This is a genomic window from Algibacter sp., assembly GCF_049667265.1.
GTDB lineage: Bacteria > Bacteroidota > Bacteroidia > Flavobacteriales > Flavobacteriaceae > Algibacter_B.
In genome coordinates this window covers 1-17,699 of record NZ_JBATHX010000041.1, presented here as the reverse complement: position 1 = coordinate 17,699, position 17,699 = coordinate 1, and the positions used below count along the sequence as shown (strand labels likewise).

The 17,699-nt window shown below is 31.8% G+C and carries 15 protein-coding genes; 10 read left to right on the top strand and 5 right to left on the bottom strand.

The window, feature by feature from the left end; all coding sequences use genetic code 11:
* The 6 genes from WBN21_RS01370 to WBN21_RS01345 all read left to right on the top strand — a co-directional run.
* The coding region (locus WBN21_RS01370; RefSeq protein WP_424197519.1) for a T9SS type A sorting domain-containing protein at positions 1-1,273 on the top strand (1,273 nt) is incomplete at its 5' end.
* A gap of 125 nt (positions 1,274-1,398) precedes the next feature.
* A complete protein-coding gene (locus tag WBN21_RS01365; protein ID WP_424197518.1) occupies positions 1,399-2,724 on the top strand; it encodes a DUF5723 family protein in 1,326 nt (441 codons plus the stop codon).
* 89 nt (positions 2,725-2,813) lie between these two features.
* Complete coding sequence (locus tag WBN21_RS01360) at positions 2,814-3,203, top strand: helix-turn-helix transcriptional regulator (protein ID WP_424197517.1); 390 nt, start codon at positions 2,814-2,816, stop codon at positions 3,201-3,203.
* A gap of 455 nt (positions 3,204-3,658) precedes the next feature.
* Positions 3,659-4,678: an SRPBCC family protein gene (locus WBN21_RS01355; RefSeq protein WP_424197516.1), complete on the top strand. Its 1,020-nt coding sequence runs from the start codon at positions 3,659-3,661 to the stop codon at positions 4,676-4,678.
* 3 nt (positions 4,679-4,681) lie between these two features.
* Positions 4,682-5,047 carry a fluoride efflux transporter CrcB gene (gene crcB / locus WBN21_RS01350; RefSeq protein WP_424197515.1) on the top strand — a complete coding sequence of 122 codons (366 nt, stop codon included), beginning with the start codon at positions 4,682-4,684 and terminating at the stop codon, positions 5,045-5,047.
* Positions 5,048-5,053: 6 nt separating this feature from the next.
* On the top strand, positions 5,054-5,707 hold the full coding sequence (locus WBN21_RS01345) for a DUF1801 domain-containing protein (RefSeq protein WP_424197514.1): 654 nt from the start codon (positions 5,054-5,056) through the stop codon (positions 5,705-5,707).
* Here the strand turns inward: WBN21_RS01345 and WBN21_RS01340 are convergent.
* Positions 5,704-6,447, bottom strand: a complete 744-nt coding sequence (locus tag WBN21_RS01340) for a DUF1684 domain-containing protein (RefSeq protein WP_424197513.1) — start codon at positions 6,445-6,447, stop codon at positions 5,704-5,706. The two genes, WBN21_RS01345 and WBN21_RS01340, sit on opposite strands and share 4 nt — an antisense overlap.
* Positions 6,447-6,974 carry a DUF4252 domain-containing protein gene (locus WBN21_RS01335; protein ID WP_424197512.1) on the bottom strand — a complete coding sequence of 176 codons (528 nt, stop codon included), beginning with the start codon at positions 6,972-6,974 and terminating at the stop codon, positions 6,447-6,449. Before WBN21_RS01335 ends, WBN21_RS01340 begins: the two co-directional genes overlap by 1 nt.
* Before the next feature lie 269 nt (positions 6,975-7,243).
* On the opposite strand from WBN21_RS01335, the gene WBN21_RS01330 reads away from it, so the two are divergent.
* Positions 7,244-8,449: an MDR family MFS transporter gene (locus WBN21_RS01330; protein ID WP_424197511.1), complete on the top strand. Its 1,206-nt coding sequence runs from the start codon at positions 7,244-7,246 to the stop codon at positions 8,447-8,449.
* Between the two features lie 12 nt (positions 8,450-8,461).
* On the opposite strand, the gene WBN21_RS01325 is transcribed toward WBN21_RS01330, so the two are convergent.
* Positions 8,462-8,902, bottom strand: coding sequence for an Lrp/AsnC family transcriptional regulator (locus tag WBN21_RS01325; RefSeq protein ID WP_424197510.1), 441 nt, complete (start codon positions 8,900-8,902; stop codon positions 8,462-8,464).
* Between the two features lie 122 nt (positions 8,903-9,024).
* Here WBN21_RS01325 and WBN21_RS01320 point away from each other — a divergent pair, with 122 nt between their 5' ends.
* On the top strand, positions 9,025-9,420 hold the full coding sequence (locus WBN21_RS01320) for a hypothetical protein (RefSeq protein WP_424197509.1): 396 nt from the start codon (positions 9,025-9,027) through the stop codon (positions 9,418-9,420).
* Positions 9,421-9,520: 100 nt separating this feature from the next.
* Here the strand turns inward: WBN21_RS01320 and WBN21_RS01315 are convergent, their stop codons facing one another.
* The gene (locus WBN21_RS01315; protein WP_424197508.1) at positions 9,521-12,961 is read right to left on the bottom strand and encodes a methylmalonyl-CoA mutase family protein; all 3,441 of its coding nucleotides are present in this window, start codon (positions 12,959-12,961) and stop codon (positions 9,521-9,523) included.
* Between the two features lie 144 nt (positions 12,962-13,105).
* On the opposite strand from WBN21_RS01315, the gene purU reads away from it, so the two are divergent.
* Positions 13,106-13,960, top strand: a complete 855-nt coding sequence (purU, locus tag WBN21_RS01310) for a formyltetrahydrofolate deformylase (RefSeq protein WP_424197507.1) — start codon at positions 13,106-13,108, stop codon at positions 13,958-13,960.
* A gap of 138 nt (positions 13,961-14,098) precedes the next feature.
* Complete coding sequence (locus WBN21_RS01305; RefSeq protein WP_424197506.1) at positions 14,099-15,916, top strand: OmpA family protein; 1,818 nt, start codon at positions 14,099-14,101, stop codon at positions 15,914-15,916.
* A 519-nt stretch (positions 15,917-16,435) separates the two neighbouring features.
* On the opposite strand, the gene WBN21_RS01300 is transcribed toward WBN21_RS01305, so the two are convergent.
* Entirely contained in the window at positions 16,436-17,551 is a 1,116-nt protein-coding gene (locus WBN21_RS01300) for a TlpA family protein disulfide reductase (protein WP_424197505.1), read from the bottom strand.
* Positions 17,552-17,699 lie beyond the last annotated feature (148 nt).

The following is a 17,699-nucleotide window of genomic DNA, read 5'->3' as shown; positions in this document are numbered from 1 at the left end:
AAACGACAATAGAGATATTTATGAATTAAGCACCGATTATAACGGAGAATTGGTAGTTAATTTTGAAGAACCCTTTGCTCAAGGAAATGCTATTTTATATTATAATGGTACATCTTTAAGTACAGTTGGCACAGCAAATTTAGATAGTAACAACATGATTACATCTATTACACACCCTTGCGCCGCTGCGGGAGGAAGTTATTATTTATCGCTTGATGCAAGCAATTGTACAACATATAGTTTTAATTATACGAACACATATTATGGTGATAATAATGAGCAAGAATCAAATGACAGCTTTGAAAATGCTCAATTGCTTCATGAATTTGATTATATTTTTGGTCAAGTAGGTTATGGTTATGAATATGTTGATAATTTAGATTATTATCAACTTAATATTACCGAATCGGCTCCATTAACTATAAATTTACAATTGGATAATAATATGCAAGCAACACTTTATGAAAATTATAGTAGTGTTGCTACTGTTTTACAAACTGATAGTTCTGGACCAATTGAAAAATTAGATTATAACAACGTTGATACTTCAAAAACATATCATCTTAAAATTCTAAACACAAACGGTATTTGCAGTAATTATAATATTTCAGGCTGGGAACAAGCTTTTATTGCTAATAATGATGCTGAACCAAATAACAACGTGGGGCAAGCAACTGCAATTAATTTTAATGAATTTTATAATGGTAGATTAAGTTATTATTCTTCAGGAAATGATTCACAAGATTTTTATTCATTTTCTATAAATCAAGATGATAGTATTGAATTTATTTTGAATGCCTTTGAGGGTTTAGTAAATACTGTGAACCTTGCATTATATGATAGCTTAGGAACGCAATTATTTAGTTTAACTCATGACGGTGCTAATACAGCTAAATCATCATTAAATAGTAAAACTTCTAATAGTATAAACCTAAGCTCAGGTGACTATTATTTTATAATGTCTGGTACAACAGAGACAGGATCATATCAATTCAAAGCGAATTCTCAAAATACTTTAAATACTACTGATAAAGAAACAAATGAAACATTAAATATTTACCCTAACCCAACCAAAAACATAGTTAACATAAAATTAATCGAGTATAATAAAGCCGATGCCTTTTTATACGACTTAAGTGGTCGCTTAGTTTTAAAACAAAATCTATCAAACCCAATATCCTCTATTCATTTAGAAAGCCTAAACTCTGGCATGTATGTATTAGAAATAAAAACAGAAAATAAATTGTTTACAAAACGCATTATTAAGCAGTAAAATAAAAACCAACCGTTAGTCGATAAACTTTTCGACCAAAACCACAAAAATCCCCAGTACTGGGGATTTTTTCATATCAACGACTATTGTATGTTTAACGACTAATACTAACCAAACCAAATACAATGAAAAATTTAAATCACAACCTCTCTTTTCTATTATTTCTAACTTTCACAACCCAATTATTTGCACAAAGTTACGTCGGGCATTCGGTAGATAATTACTCAGGTATTCACGGGCTTGTTTCAAATCCATCAAATGTTGTAGACTCAAGGCTTAAAGCAGACATAAATTTTATATCTGCTAGTGTTTTTGGAGGTAGTGATTATTTTGGGCTTAACGTTGGCGACATTATTAAATCTGAGGGCGGTTTTGACTTTGAAACTGATGCTGAAAAATTCCCATCGGATGCCAATAACTTTTTTTTAAATGCAGATATTTTGGGACCTTCCTTTATGTTTAACCTATCTCCTAAAAGCAGTATCGGTGTGGTTAGTCGTGTCCGAGCTTTTTTCAATATAAACAACATTAGTGGGGAACTTTATGAAAACATATCAGATAATTTTGATGTGGGCGAAGATTTTGATTTTAACTCTGAAAACCTCACAGGAACCATTCATGCATGGGCAGAAATCGGTTTAGTATATGGTCGCATACTAGTTGATAAAGAACAAAACTTTTTGAAAGGTGGAGTTACTTTAAAATATCTTCAAGGTGCTGGCGGTGTTTTTTTAAATAGTCCAAGTTTTACTGGGCAGTATCGTGCCAACAATGAAACATTGACAACTACGGGCGAATTAACCTATGGTATAAGCCAAGATTTTGATAACGATGATATTGATTTTAAAAATTTATCAGCAGGTTACGGGGCGGACCTGGGATTTACTTACGAATACAGACCAAACGTTAATTTAGATTCTGTAACAAGAAAACACAATAAATACAAACTAAAGATTGGAGTTTCAATTACAGATATAGGCTCAATTGATTATAAAGAAAGTGTTGTTACCACCTATGACTTGAATGCAACGGCAGATGCTTCAACTTTTAATGAAGATACTGAAGCATTTTTGGATAATAATTATACAAGCACCGAAGAGATAATTGCACAACAAATTAGTTTACCGACAGCTTTTCATTTTTTAGCAGATTATCATATAAAAAACAAACTATATATCAGTCTTCAAACTAACTTATCTTTAGTGAAAAAAAATGCCCTAAATAGTAATAATATTATAAACTCTGTTACTTTATCTCCAAGACTGGAAACCAAGTTATTTAGCTTATATACCCCAATTAGTATCAGACAGTATGGAGATTTTGCTTGGGGAGGTGGTTTGCGTTTTGGTCCATTAATGATTGGCTCAGGGTCTATTTTATCGAATCTATTATCAGACACTTCAAAAACTACCGATGTGTATGTTGGATTAAAAATTCCGTTATATCAATAAAAAAAGATAAACCCGTTAAAAATCCCCTACGATGGGGATTTTTTCGTTTTCTATTATGCTTTAAATTGCTACTATAAAAGTAACCTAAAATGACAGCTATTAACAACCTATTAAGAACCATAAAGGCCATTAAACAAAAAGGTGAATTACTGTCGGAAGAAGATGTTTTACGGGTTTTAAAAGCCACTAAATCTATAAGCAAAAATAAAACAACAATAAACTTTTATATTTCTCTGATTAAAAGAATAGACAGAAAAAAACTGGAAAGAATAAAAACACTAACAAAAAGAGAATTGCAAGTTCTAGTTCATATTGGCAGTAATGAAAGCTCTGCAAGTATTGCTGAAAAGCTAGCACTAAAAATATCTACTATTGAAACACACAGAAAAAATATTCGAAAAAAACTAGATCTTGTTGGTAAAGGCAAGCTCATTGAATATGCAATTATTACCAATTTAAGGCACTTCGATAGAAAATAGAAACTTGGTAAAACAAAAAAATATACAACTATTAATAAATTATTTGTTTTTCAACGCAACCATTTTCAAAACTATGCATCTAGTATATACTAAACCATACTAAATATGAATATTATATTAATTGTTAGCATCCTCGTAGTTGTTAATATAATCCTGCTTGTTTTTAGTGTAAACAATAAAACGGAGCCTTGAAGAATTATTCTGATGACCTTTTGATATTTTCTTGATGTATTAAAAACAACCAATTTTAAACATCATGGAAATCCTTTTAACCATCTCCTTTTTAATTGCCTTAAATTTATTCCTATTATTTTTTAGCGTTAATAAAAAATCAGAACCCTGATTTAGCTTTAAAAAAATCCTAACACAGGTCGAAAAACTAAGTTTCCTTCATGTATTTATTTTAAGGTTTAAAAATCATTATCTTTGATTTGTATAATTATCAAATTAAAAGAATGAAAGCTCTCAAATACATTTTATTTTTATTACTAATTGCAATTATTGGGTTAGCCATTTATATTGCTGTACAGCCAAATGAATTTGAAGTAAGTAGAACACGAACTATAAAAGCACCTGCTCCTGTAGTATATAATAACGTGATTGATTTTAAAAATTGGGAAGCTTGGTCGTCTTGGGCTGAAGCAGATCCAGATATGAAAATTACACTTCCAGAACAAACTAATGGCGTTGGTGGTTCTTATTCTTGGGAAGATAAAGATGGTATTGGTACCATGAAAACAATTGAAACTACTCCTAATACATCCATCCAACAACAAATGCAATTTGCCGATTTTCCTTCTTCAAATATTTCTTGGAATTTTAAACAAAATGAGGATGGAACAACAGATGCAACATGGACAATTTCTGGTAAAGATTTACCATTTGGTTTTAAAGCCTTTACTACGTTTATGGGAGGCATGGAAAAACAAATTGCACCGCATTATGAGCGTAGTTTAGAAAAACTAGATAGCATTGTTCAAGAAAGCATGAAGGTTTATACTATTAATGTTAATGGTGAAACAGAATATGGCGGCGGATTTTATTTGTACAAAACAACCTCAAGCACAAGTGCAAATATTAGCCAATTAATAGGAAAACAATTTGGGGAAATTATGAGTTATATGACTCAAAATAACATGGAATCTAGTGGTATGCCATTCACGATTTATAATGAAATGAATTCTGAGAATTCCAGCGTTATTATGAGTAATGCCATACCTGTTAGAGATCGTGTAATTGTTGATAAAGTAAGTGAGGTTTTATGTGGTTACATTCCTAAAACCAAAGTTTTAAAAACGACATTAAAAGGAAATTACACCAATCTTCCTGAAGCTTGGGAAGGAACCATGACATATCTTTCTGAAAATGGTCTTGAACAGTCCGATTTAAAACCGTTTGAAATTTATGCTAATGATCCTGGGAATTTCCCGAACCCGGCAGATTGGATTACAGAAATTTACGTTCCTATTAAATAAAATATGAAACATATTTTATTGGTTTTTTTAGGTGGTGGTTTTGGTAGCGTATTACGTTATATTATCGGGAAATATCTAAACAATCCTGAAACTGGAATTCCTTACGGTACTTTTGTTGCAAATATTGTAGGAAGCTTATTAATAGGAATCATTCTCGGTCTTGCGGCAAAAAACAATTCGCTTTCGCAAAGTCAAACTTTATTGTTAGCAACGGGTTTTTGCGGTGGTTTTACAACTTTTTCGAGCTTTGCCTACGAAAATCATGTGTTTTTAAAATCTGGTGATTTTACAAGTTTTGCTATTTATACCATTGCGAGTTTTGTTATTGGATTTTTAGCTGTTTTCTTAGGACTATTTTTGGTAAAGTAATTACAAATGAAAACAAAAGTTGATACATTTTTAGCTAATCTGGAATCATGGCAACAGGAGTTAACACATTTACGCAAAATTTTACTTGATTGTGGATTAACTGAAGACTTCAAATGGATGCACCCTTGCTATACTTACAAGGGCAAGAATGTCATTTTAATTCATGGTTTTAAAGACTATTGTGCCATACTTTTCAATAAGGGAGCATTGCTGAGTGATGAACATAATATTTTAATTCAGCAAACGGAAAACGTACAATCTGCAAGACAAATTCGATTTACCAATATTTCAGAAATAAAAAAGCTAGAAGCCGTCATTAAGGAATATATTTATGAAGCAGTTGAAGTTGAAAAAGCGGGTTTAAAAATAAAACTTAAAAAAACTTCTGAATTTGAAATCCCTGAAGAATTAGCACTAAAATTTAAAGAAAACCCAGAATACAAAAAGGCTTTTAAAAGTTTAACGGAAGGAAGGCAACGCGGATACTTATTACATTTTGCACAACCGAAACAAGCAAAAACGCGAACGTCTAGAATTGAAAAATACACAGCACGAATACTAGCTGGAAAAGGACTTCACGATTGTATTTGCGGTTTATCAAAAAGAAAACCTAATTGCGATGGGTCTCACAAAACCATTAAAAACTTTAAATTAAATTAGTGCTTGTCAAAAGCTTTTACCCCAGCTTCTACCCTAGTTTTTAAATAATTTTCCCTTGGAACAATAGGGCAAGAATACTTGTCATTATAAGCGCAATAAGGGTTGTAAGCTTTGTTAAAATCAATTTCCATAGTATCGCCCTCTGGAATTCTGGCATCAAGATAGCGTCCGCCTCCATAACTTTCTAATCCGTTGGTTTCATCTAAAAAAGGCAAGAATAAATAATCCTCGTAACCTTCTTTTTCATTTAATCCCTGGTTTTGGTAAATATTCAACACAAAGGTTTCTCCTTTTAAACTAAATGCTAATTCGCCATATTTTACATAAATAGGCTGGTTGCTTGTGGTTGTTTTCATTTTAAAAGCCTTTTCATTTGGAGTTCTTTTAAAATCGGCTAATACAACGTAAGTGGAATCAAACGAAAAGAAATCCAACCCTTCAAAGTTTTTTCTATCGGTATCTTTTAAAGGGGACTTACTAGCATCTTTATAGCTTGCGTTCATCTCCTTTTGAAATTCGGTTTCACCTTTAACTGGACGTTTATCTTGTGCGCAACTCGTAAACACAGAAAATAATGCAAGTAATACTAACAGCAGTCCTTTACTTAGTGCTAGCTGATATGCCCGCGTTAGGGATTGCAGCGGATAGCCCACAGCCTGACGAAGGAAGTGCGAGGACTTGTAGCGTAAAGCCCGACCCTTGTGGTAACGCCCAAATAGTTTTATAGCTATTATTTTCATTAATCTTTTGGGTTAAACGATGGATTAAGATTCATTTGATAGTTTTGGATTAAATCATTTGAAAAGGTATTAAATGCATCTTCATCAGCAAAGGTTTTAATTTTTTCTGGGTCGAAATTACCTTGTAAATAAAAGGCGGTTGTTTCAGATTCTGTACTGTTAAAAATGATGGCATCGGTAACTACAGGCCCGATTTCGATGACTGAAATGATTCGGGTGTTAACCAATTCATTTTTTCTAAAAACATCTTTAAACCCGCTATTTGTCACGGCACTCATTTCTGAAATGAGACTTTGCCTTTTTAACGCATCAACATTTTGAAACTTTATATATTTAAAATCTGAAATGTTTCCAATGGCATTTTTTACTTCTGGCGAAATATTACCTAAAACGGCTTTCATAAAATTAGGAACCTGAAAGGAAGTTGTTCCCATATCAGCCTTATGATTATTATAAAAACTTTGAAAGCTACTGCCGCAAGAAACCAACAAAACGCTTAAACCTAACACTAAAATTATTTTCTTCATTTTTTAAAATTATCAAGGTAAAAATACAAGTTAAATTTATTTTACCTAGATTTGAGCATCGAAAAGAACTAAAAATGCGTAAAAACGTCACTATTTATAAAAAGCAATTTACCTCATGTTTAAAAACAATGAGTCTGGCTAGTTATATATTGTGATGCTATTTATATAAAATATTGCAATGTTAAAAAGTCCGACTTCACAGTCGGACTTTTTATTTTTAAATAAAACACAAATAAACCAATATGTAGAAAACAGTAGATTTAGAACTTATGAGTACACTATTCAACAATTACCTAAATACGTTTAAAGGCCTTTCGCAAGAGGTTTGGTGGCTTGCTTTAATAACACTAATAAACAGAGCGGGAACCATGGTAATTCCTTTTTTATCCTTGTATTTAACTGAAGATTTACAATTTACATTAGGCAATGTTGGTACTATTATGATGTGTTTTGGGTTAGGTTCGGTAGCTGGTTCATGGCTTGGTGGAAAACTTACCGATACCATTGGCTATTACAAAGTTATGGTTAGAAGTCTTGTTAGCACAGGTGTACTGTTTATAGCCTTACAATTTTTGAACACATTTTACGCGCTTTGTTTCGGTATCTTTTTGGTAATGTTAGTGGCCGATATGTTTCGTCCTGCCATGTTTGTGGCGTTAAGCGCATATAGCAAACCTGAAAATAAAACACGTAGCGTAACACTTATTCGATTAGCCATAAACTTAGGGTTTTCAGCGGGACCGGCGGTAGGCGGAATTATAATTACTACTTTGGGATATGGTGGCTTATTTTGGGTTGATGGCATCACTTGTATTTTGGCAACTTTAGTTTTAATATTGGTTTTAAATCCTAAAAAAGCTAAAGTTTTAGATGATATTGTTGTTGTAAATCCTGATTCTGCTTATAAGGATAAAGCTTTTACCATTTTTTTAATAGCCATGTTTTTATTTGGTGTTATATTTTTACAATACTTCTCAACTATGCCAATATATTACAGAGATGTGCATGCCTTATCTAAAATTGATATTGGATTACTTTTAGGAGCGAACGGATTAATTATTTTCTTGTTAGAAATGCCCTTAATAAAATGGCTGGAAAATAGTAGGTTTTCAAAAACGGAATTAATGATAGTTGGAGCCGTTTTAACAGCAGGAAGTTTTATCATTTTAAATATAACAACCTGGTCTGGGATCCTAATTATTGGCATGTTTTTAATGACTATTGGAGAAATGATTGCCTTTCCATTTTCAAATGCGTTTGCCTTGGAACGCGCAAAAAAAGGAAATCAGGGAGAATATATGGCGCTGTATTCCATTGCATTTTCAATGTCACATATATTTGGCCACAAAGCTGGCATGCAAATGATTGATAGTTGGGGATTTGAAAATACGTGGTATATGGTAACGCTTATTGGTGGTTTTTGTGTGCTTTTATTTCTTATTTTGAAAAGTCATTTGAAATTCAAAGAGCATTAATTAAAAACACTTTTAGATTGGAATAACTTCCTTTTGCTTAACCACTCTCGATAAAACAATTTGTGTTTTTGATTCGCCATAGGTAATCAGTTGATCGATAAAGGCTTCCAGATGCTTTTGGTTTTTTAAAACCACTTCCATCACAATGTTTTCATCGCCTGTAATTCGGTAGCAATTTATCACTTCATCATACGTTTTCACTTTTTCAAGAAAGGGCTTTAACTTTCCCATAAAAGCCCTTAAGGTTATAATGGCTTTAAGCTGATAACCAATTTCAAAAGGAGACACTATGGTTTTATAACCTTCTATAATGCCATTATCTTCCATTTTTTTAATGCGCTCTGAAACAGCAGGCGAACTTATTCCAACCTGCCTTCCTATTTCGGCATTTGAGAGTCTAGCATTTTGCTGTAAACACCTTAAAATCTTACCATTAATCGAATCTACTTTCATTTAAAGGAAAATTAACTATAAAAAATTAATAATTAAAGCAAATATAAGGTTTTACTTTAAAATCTAAAGTTGAAATTCATTACTTGTGAGTAATTTTGGTTAAATGCTATTAGAAAAAGATTATGTTACACAATACCCCACCAAATCTATCGGATTTACCGGTTTATCAAAAAGCACTTGAGATTTTTGCCTTATCTCAAAACATTTCTAACTATCTAAACCACGACCTATCTAATTTAAAACCAGATGGTTCTGAAGATAATGATATTTATTTTTCTGGAGATATTGTACAACAATCTGTATCATTAGTTCCTGAAATTATGAATGCAGAACTAGAACGTTATTCAGATAGAAAACACAAACACCTCGATTCTTTAAAAAGACTTACTAATAAACTTTACAAAAGCTCTTATAGATTAGAACGTTCTAATAGCAACGGAAAAGATTTTTTACCTATTCTTCGTAGTGAATTAAAGAAATTTAGAAAGCTTCAGAGTTCTTGGATGCTTACTTTGTAGTATCGATAGATAACTTATAATTATTCTGAATTTAAAGATCCCGAAGTGAATTCGGGATAAGCGATTCACACAAGTTGTTTTCAAAAACTTGGTTCTCTGCTTACATATTTCGTCTATACTGTCCGCCAACTTCAAATAAAGCATTGGTTATCTGACCTAACGAGCATACTTTACAAACCTCCATTAATACTTCAAATATATTTTCGTTATTCACCGCTTTTTGTTGAAGTTCTTTTAAGATAACATCTGTATTATTAGCATTATGAAGATTCTTTAACGTTTTAATTTGAAATTCTTTCTCTTCCTCTGTGGCTCGTATAACTTCCGCAGGTAAAACTGTTGGAGAACCTTTACTACTTAAAAATGTGTTCACACCAATAATTGGGAACTTTCCGTTATGTTTCAAGGTTTCATAATACAAACTTTCTTCTTGAATTTTAGAACGTTGATACATGGTTTCCATAGCACCTAAAACACCTCCGCGTTCTGTAATTCTATCAAATTCTAATAAAACAGCGTCTTCAACTAAATCGGTTAATTCTTCAATAATAAACGAGCCTTGAATCGGGTTTTCATTTTTAGCCAATCCTAATTCCTTATTTATTATAAGTTGAATTGCCATAGCCCGACGCACAGACTCCTCTGTAGGTGTTGTTATCGCTTCATCATAAGCATTGGTGTGCAGCGAGTTACAGTTATCATAAATGGCATATAGTGCTTGTAATGTGGTACGAATATCATTAAAATCTATTTCTTGTGCATGTAAACTTCTTCCGGATGTTTGAATATGATACTTAAGCATTTGCGCTCTTTCATTTGCCCCATATTTATGCTTCATGGCTTTAGCCCAAATTTTTCGAGCTACACGACCTATTACCGCATATTCTGGGTCTATGCCATTGGAAAAAAAGAAGGATAAGTTTGGTCCAAATTTATTGATGTCCATACCACGACTTAAATAATATTCCACGTAAGTAAAACCATTAGATAAGGTTAGTGCTAACTGTGTTATAGGATTGGCTCCAGCTTCTGCAATATGATATCCAGAAATAGAAACTGAATAAAAATTTCGCACATTATTATCGATAAAATATTCTTGAACATCGCCCATCAAGCGCAAAGCGAATTCAGTAGAAAAAATACAGGTATTCTGTGCTTGATCTTCTTTTAAAATATCGGCTTGGACGGTTCCTCTTACTTGAGCTATGGTATTCTTTTTAATATTTGAATAAACAGATTCTGGTAATACTTGATCACCCGTAACTCCTAAAAGCATTAATCCTAAACCATTATTTCCTTCTGGTAAATTCCCGTTGTATTTTGGACGTTCTTTTCCTTTATAAATTTTAGTTATTTTAGTTTCAACTTCTTTTTCTAAGCCATTTTCTTTAATATAAATTTCGCATTGCTGATCGATAGCAGCATTCATAAAAAACCCAAGTAACATTGGTGCAGGGCCGTTGATGGTCATACTTACCGAAGTCAATACATTTGCTAAATCAAATCCTGAATACAGTTTTTTAGCATCATCTAAACAACATATAGAAACGCCTGCATTTCCTATTTTTCCGTAAATATCTGGTCGATAATCTGGATCATTTCCATAAAGAGTAACACTATCAAAAGCTGTCGACAATCGTTTTGCTGGTAAACCCGCACTTACATAATGAAATCGTTTGTTTGTTCGTTCAGGACCGCCTTCACCAGCAAACATTCTTGCAGGATCTTCACCTGTTCTTTTAAACGGGTATAAACCTGACGTGTATGGAAATTTACCGGGTACATTTTCCTGTAAACACCACCTTAAAATATCGCCCCAAGCTTGGTATTTAGGCAAAGCTACTTTAGGGATTTGGGTATGAGATAAAGATTCGGTATGCGTTTCAATTTTAATTTCGTTGTCACGAACTTTAAAAGTATAAATCGGGTTTTTATACCTATTTACTTTTTCATCCCAACCGGTTATAACTTCCCAATTATAAGGATTCAAGTTTAATTTTACTTTGTCGAATTCTTTGATTAATAATTCTAAAAAAACTTTATCATTCTCATTCTGAACTTGATTCAAGATCTCATCCTCATTTAACCTTAATTTCCCAATAAAAGACCTTTCCACTACACTATAGCTGACATTTGAAACAGAGCAAATTGTTTTAAATATTCCGTATAACCTCTGAGCCACTTCAACCTGCGCCTCAGCTTTTTTATCATAATCTCGATTATTTTCTGCTATTTCAGATAAATATCGCGTTCTAGAAGGTGGAATTACAAAAATCTTTTCACTCATTTCGTTTGAAATGATGAATGTTGATTTTAAATCTGTATCCGTTTTCTCAACCAGTTTATCCATAACCGCTTTATAAAGCGTATTCATTCCTGGGTCGTTAAACTGAGAGGCTATAGTTCCAAAAACAGGTAATTCTTCCTGTGGAATATCCCACAGATTATTATTTCGCATGTATTGTTTTTTCACATCGCGTAACGCATCTAGAGATCCTCTTTTATCAAACTTATTTATGGCTACTAAATCAGCAAAATCAAGCATGTCAATTTTTTCTAATTGTGTTGCTGCACCAAACTCAGGCGTCATTACATATAAAGACACATCTGAATGTTCTATAATTTCGGTATCGCTTTGCCCTATCCCTGAAGTTTCAAGAATAATCAAATCATACTCTGCCGCTTTTAAAACTTCTACCGCTTCGTTAACATGTTTTGACAATGCTAAATTAGACTGACGAGTAGCCAAACTACGCATATAAACTCTAGAATTATTTATAGAATTCATTCTGATTCTATCGCCTAATAAAGCACCACCCGTTTTTCTTTTTGAAGGATCAACTGAAATGATGCCAACTGTTTTCTCTGGAAAATCTATTAAAAAACGTCTTACCAATTCATCAACCAAACTAGATTTACCTGCACCACCTGTACCTGTAATTCCTAAAACTGGCGTTTTAGAGTTTTTATTTTTAGAATGAATTTCATCCAAGGTACTTTTTGCTATTTCTGGGAAATTTTCTGCAGATGAAATGACTCTTGCTAAATCTTTTGATTTTTTATTTTTTAAACCTTTTACTTCAACATCCAATTCATCACCAATTGCAAAATCAGAATTTTTGACTAAATCATTAATCATGCCTTGCAGACCCATTTCACGACCATCATCTGGCGAATAAATTCGAGAAATTCCATAATTCATCAACTCTTTAATTTCCGAAGGTAAAATTACGCCGCCGCCGCCGCCAAATATCTTTATATGATCGGCACCTTTTTCTTTTAAAAGATCGAACATATATTTAAAATATTCATTGTGTCCACCTTGATATGATGTTAAACAAATAGCATTCACATCTTCCTGAATGGCTGTATTTACAACCTCTTCAACACTTCTATCATGTCCCAAATGAATCACTTCTACACCAGTAGCTTGAATAATACGACGCATAATATTTATGGAAGCATCATGTCCATCAAAAAGTGATGCTGCAGTTACAATTCTAACCTTGTGTTTTGGCTTATATGGTAGTTGTTGGTTCATTCGTAAAGATTCTTGAAATTTAGTATCGCAATTTACGAAATATTCAAAAAAATAAGCTCTTTGCGAAAGATTATATAAAATTTAAATCATAATTCCTGCTTGTATCTTTTTTAAACTAAATTTAGTGCCGAATAAAATCAAGATATGAATAAGATTACCATTTTAATACATTGTAAAGACAGGCCTAATATTATTGCTTCGGTCACTAATTTTATAGCTAACGCAGGTGGTAATATTGTTTATATTGATCAACATGTTGATAGAGAACAAAATATCTTTTTCATGCGTTTGGAGAGTGAATTTATTTCAGATTCTTTTTCCACATTAAATTTCAAAAATTTATTTAAAAGCAATTTAGCTGATAAATTTGAAATGAAATGGCGCATCTATTCTTCTGAAAAGAAGCCGAAAATGGCCTTGTTTATTTCTAAATACGACCATTGTTTATATGACTTACTTGGTCGGTACAATTCTGGTGAACTTAACTTAGAAATTCCCTTTATAATAAGTAACCATTTAGACCTTAAACCAATTGCTGATAATTTTAAAATTCCGTTTTACCATATACCAGTAACAAAAGATACTAAGATAGAAGCGGAAAACAAACAATTACAACTTTTACAAGAGCATAAAATTGACTTTATAGTTTTAGCCAGATATATGCAAATTGTTTCTGAAAAGCTAATAAATATCTATCCTAATAAAATTATTAATATTCATCATTCGTTTTTACCTGCATTTGTTGGCGCCAAACCTTACCATTCTGCCTTTAAACGTGGTGTAAAAATTATTGGTGCGACTAGCCATTATGTTACTGAAGAATTGGATGCAGGCCCAATAATTGAGCAAGATGTAACTCGAGTGACTCATGCACACGCCATTTCCGATCTAATTTCTAAAGGAAGAGACCTTGAAAAAATCGTACTAGCAAACGCTGTTAAACTTCATGCAGACAGGAAAGTATTGGTTTTCAACAATAAAACGGTGATTTTTTCTTAACATTTTATTAAAAAGATTGAAAGAAAAACGGAGTTTTTAGGTTAACAAATGTTAATTTTAGTTAAATTGTGACCTAATGATTTTTTCTGTGTCTAAAAGACGTAAATCAATTAACCCATTAACTAAATTTTAATTTTTATGAAAACAAATTTATTTTTATGCCTAACTTTTTTATTAGGCTTAGGCTTTGCTAAAGCTCAAGAGCTTCCTGTAAACCCAACACCCGGAAAGTGTTACGTTAAATGTATCACTAAAGATGACTTTAAAGAAATTACAGAGACTGTTCAAACATCTCCTTCTTACAAAAAACTAGTAGTGGTTCCTGCTACGTACAAAACTGTGACAGAGAAAGTTTTAGCTAAAGAAGCTGGAAAAACTACAAGAGTTATTCCTGCTACTTATAAAACTGTTACTGAACAAGTTTTAATTAAAGATAGTAGTAAAAAATTAGTAAGTTCTCCTGCTACTTTCAAAACTGCTTCTCAGCAAGTTTTAACTAAAGAAGCTTACAAGACTTTAATTGCTGTTCCTGCTACCTATAAAACGGTAACTGAGCAAGTTTTAAGTAAAGAAGCATCAAAAACTATCATTACTGTGCCTGCTACTTTTAAAACGGTTACCGAGCAAGTTTTAGTTAAAGAAGCTTCAACAAAAAAAGTGTTTAAACCAGCTACTTTTAAAACTACAGAAGATAAAGTATTAGTAAAAGAAGCTGCAAAAAGCTTAACTGCTGTTCCTTCTACTTACAAAACAGTTAATGTTCCTTACGTTTCAAAAGAAGCTACTAATGTATTAGCTGTTGAGTCTGCAAAATTTGGTTCTGATACTAAAACTTTTGTAACTAAAGCAAAATCTGGAAAATGGGAATATACAGTATTAGCTGATTGTCAATCTGCAGATAAAGAAGATTGTATGACGGCTTGTTATGTTGAAACTCCAGAAGAAACAGAAACAGTTACTATTACAACATTATTAAATGATGCTACTGTTAAGACTTTAGATTGTTCACAAAGTAAAAATAAAGCAGCTTGTGAAAAAAATTCTGTTTATTCCCAACAATTATTAGAGAATTCGGCAACCGTAAGGGAAAATGAAATTCCTGCTAAATATACTACTATAACAAGACAGGTAATTGCTACTCCTGCATCATTTGAAGAAGTAACAATTCCTGCAGAATACAAAACTGTAAAAAGACAAGTAATTGACACTCCTGCATCTGTAAGAGAAGTTGAAGTTCCTGCAGAATACAAAACTATAACTAGAAAAGTAGTTGATACTCCTGCATCAGTAAGAGAAGTTGAAGTTCCAGCTGAATTTACTGCTGTATCAATACAAAATATAGCTAGTCCAGACACAATGTCTGAAATAGATGTTCCTGCTCAATATAAAACTGTTGAAAGACAAGTAGTTGATACTCCAGCTAGAATAGAAGAGGTTGATGTTCCTGCTCAATACAAAACTATCACAAGAGAAGTTATTGATACTCCTGCATCTACAAGAGAAGATGTTATACCTGCTCAAAATAGAACAGTAACAAGAAGAGAGTTAGTTAAAAAAGGTGGAATTACTGTATGGGAAGAAGTTGATTGTTCAGTTGTTTCTGGTAATAACATTTTAAATGTTTTTTATGAAACTGCTAGCGCTAGATTAACCAAAACTTCTACGAATGCTATTGATAATAACTTATTGAAGTTAATGAAGGATAAGCCAAACTTAGATGTTGAAATTATGTCTCATACTGACTCAAGAGGAAATGACTCATACAATATGTCATTATCTCAACAAAGAGCTCAATCTGTTGTTAACTATTTAGTATCTAAAGGTATTTCTAGAGATAGATTACAAGCTAAAGGATATGGTGAATCAAGATTAAAAAACAGATGTGCTAACGGTGTAAGCTGTTCTGATGCTGAACACCAACAAAACAGAAGAACTGAATTTAGAATTATTCAATAATCTAAATTAGCTTTATAAAAAAAAAGAGTAACCCAAAAGGTTACTCTTTTTTTTTATCCTATAATATCTTTACTTATAATCTCAGGCTAAATATAGTTTGAGATTTTTTTATTTAATGGTTTTAAATTTTCACACACTTATGAAAACAGAAGATGGTTTTAGTGATTTCAAAACAATAAAGATCTACTTAGCTTTATAAAAAAGACTTATTAAGGAAGTATAAAAAGGTTCAAGGAATAGGTTAAATTCTCATTTAAAGTATGGTCTGTATGAATAAAAAAGGAGAACTGTTTATCTTAAATAGTTACTTTAAAAAGAAATAAACTCTTAAAAAAAGGTTTTAAGAGTTCTTTTTATCCATTGATTATATTAGTACATATAAGATTATTGATGGCATTATGAAAACAATCTTAATCTACGCCAAAGAAAAGAATAACACCTAAATCTATAAACCAAAAAGTAAAATCCATGGATTTAGCAGTTCTTATCTTTAATATCCACAATTACCAACGGGCATTTCTAATTTGCTTTTGATATATAAGTAATGGAGGTAGATAGATAAATAGGTTTAAAATAAATTCCAAAAGAACTTTCCAGCTCTTCTTTCATTAAATTTTCAAATTCAAAGTGAAAATCCCAATCATACAACCTATTATCGTTCCCCAAATACAGATAGTTTATATTTTTTTCACGGCTAAGCAAACTACAAATTGCCTTTATATTAATATTGTCTGCTTGAATTCTATCTATACCCACCATATAATTAGTAGGACTTCCTTCCCAATTTAATTGATTAGAGTCCCAAAGCATTCGTTTGTTTTTCACAATTAATTCAACCCCTTCTATATTCTCTTTTCTAACTTCTCTTTTCAATTTAAAAAAATCAAATACTTCATCAAGAATAATATCCTTCTCATTATCCCACATATCTTTTGTGCAAACTAACTTTATGTTTTTATCTAAACCTTCATCAAACTTTATTTCAAATGGACCTGTTGATTTTAACGTAAAAACTAAATTGCTTAAAGAACCTGAGTAAAAAACTTCGTCTTCATTTTTAATTAATTCATTAACTTCAGTATTTAATTCAGAAATCATAAAATCTTTATTTCCAACAAGTAATTTAGTCGAAACCGGTACTTCTTCTTTTACACTTAAAATTTTATCAAGTTTTTTTAAACTTTTTACGTTTTTTTGCGAATAATAAAATTGATCCAATTTACTCTGCGATAAATCAGATGGGCTACCTTTCCAGAGCATATTTCCTTTTAAATCAAGTAAAACAGCATAAGGCCTTAATTGAACATTATATTTATCAAACGTAAAATTTTCGTAATCAGAAGTAACCATTAATTCAATTGGTCTTTTTTCTATATATGATTTTAGTTTTGCTACTGGCTCATCAGAAATTGAAATCATAAAAATTTTATCTTTGTTATGATGTTGTAAAATTTCTAATTGCTGCGTAGCATAAATGCAAGGAGCACACCAGGTAGCCCAAAAATCAACTAAAATTAGTTTTTGCTCAGAAAAAGAAGTAATCTTGTTTTCTGAAACAATATCTGAAACTTTAAGAGGTTGTGAATACGAAAAACTGAACAAACCTAATAGTATTACTAATAATAAATGTTTCACTTTAATAATTTTATTTAATGAGTACAACAAACATACCAAATTTACAACCTTTAATTAAAACCAAATTAATTATTGTGTTAACATTCTTTTTAACACACATGGGGTGTGCCGAATTGCAACAAGTTGTTAATCAATTACCACAAGGCGG